Annotated in this window: 9 tRNA genes and 1 rRNA gene; all 10 read left to right on the forward strand. The window is 49.8% G+C overall.

Features of this window, described 5'->3' with window-relative positions:
* Positions 1-68 precede the first annotated feature (68 nt).
* Positions 69-183, forward strand: a 5S ribosomal RNA gene (gene rrf, locus SBL15_RS12885).
* Between the two features lie 10 nt (positions 184-193).
* A tRNA-Val gene (locus SBL15_RS12890) sits at positions 194-269 on the forward strand.
* 20 nt (positions 270-289) lie between these two features.
* Positions 290-365, forward strand: a tRNA-Thr gene (locus SBL15_RS12895).
* 8 nt (positions 366-373) lie between these two features.
* A tRNA-Lys gene (locus tag SBL15_RS12900) sits at positions 374-446 on the forward strand.
* A 9-nt stretch (positions 447-455) separates the two neighbouring features.
* Positions 456-537, forward strand: a tRNA-Leu gene (locus tag SBL15_RS12905).
* A 3-nt stretch (positions 538-540) separates the two neighbouring features.
* Positions 541-615 (forward strand) — tRNA-Gly (locus SBL15_RS12910).
* Between the two features lie 16 nt (positions 616-631).
* A tRNA-Leu gene (locus SBL15_RS12915) sits at positions 632-720 on the forward strand.
* A gap of 11 nt (positions 721-731) precedes the next feature.
* Positions 732-805: transfer RNA gene (locus SBL15_RS12920), tRNA-Arg, on the forward strand.
* A gap of 8 nt (positions 806-813) precedes the next feature.
* Positions 814-887, forward strand: a tRNA-Pro gene (locus tag SBL15_RS12925).
* A 27-nt stretch (positions 888-914) separates the two neighbouring features.
* Positions 915-990 (forward strand) — tRNA-Ala (locus SBL15_RS12930).
* Position 991: the final 1 nt, after the last annotated feature.

Raw genomic sequence — 991 nt, forward strand, 5'->3', positions numbered from 1 at the left:
ATTTCAACGTTTTGCGAAGCAAAATCATTTACTTACTATCTAGTTTTGAATGTATAATCATTCTCTTGTCTGGTGACAATGGCAAGGAGGTCACACCTGTTCCCATGCCGAACACAGAAGTTAAGCTCCTTAGCGCCGATGGTAGTTGGATTTACGTTCCGCTAGAGTAGGACGTTGCCAGGCATAATATAATGGAGAATTAGCTCAGCTGGGAGAGCATCTGCCTTACAAGCAGAGGGTCGGCGGTTCGAACCCGTCATTCTCCACCATTTTATCAAAATAATATATTGCCGGCCTAGCTCAATTGGTAGAGCAACTGACTTGTAATCAGTAGGTTGGGGGTTCAAGTCCTCTGGCCGGCACCATCTATTTTGAGCCATTAGCTCAGTTGGTAGAGCATCTGACTTTTAATCAGAGGGTCAGAGGTTCGAATCCTCTATGGCTCACATGTATACGCGGGTGTGGCGGAATTGGCAGACGCACTAGACTTAGGATCTAGCGCCTTACGGCGTGGGGGTTCGACTCCCTTCACCCGCATACGCGGAAGTAGTTCAGTGGTAGAACACCACCTTGCCAAGGTGGGGGTCGCGGGTTCGAATCCCGTCTTCCGCTCCATTATTTCTAATATAGTGCCGGGGTGGCGGAACTGGCAGACGCACAGGACTTAAAATCCTGCGGTGAGAGATCACCGTACCGGTTCGATTCCGGTCCTCGGCACCATATATAATTTTGCGCCCGTAGCTCAATTGGATAGAGCGTTTGACTACGGATCAAGAGGTTATGGGTTCGACTCCTATCGGGCGCGTTCTCTTACGGGAAGTAGCTCAGCTTGGTAGAGTACTTGGTTTGGGACCAAGGGGTCGCAGGTTCGAATCCTGTCTTCCCGATAGGAACTTTAATTATATAAATAATATGGGGGCTTAGCTCAGCTGGGAGAGCGCCTGCTTTGCACGCAGGAGGTCAGCGGTTCGATCCCGCTAGTCTCCACCAT

The sequence above is a fragment of the Staphylococcus sp. NWU MKU2 genome, from assembly GCF_033283605.1.
Classification (GTDB): domain Bacteria; phylum Bacillota; class Bacilli; order Staphylococcales; family Staphylococcaceae; genus Staphylococcus; species Staphylococcus haemolyticus.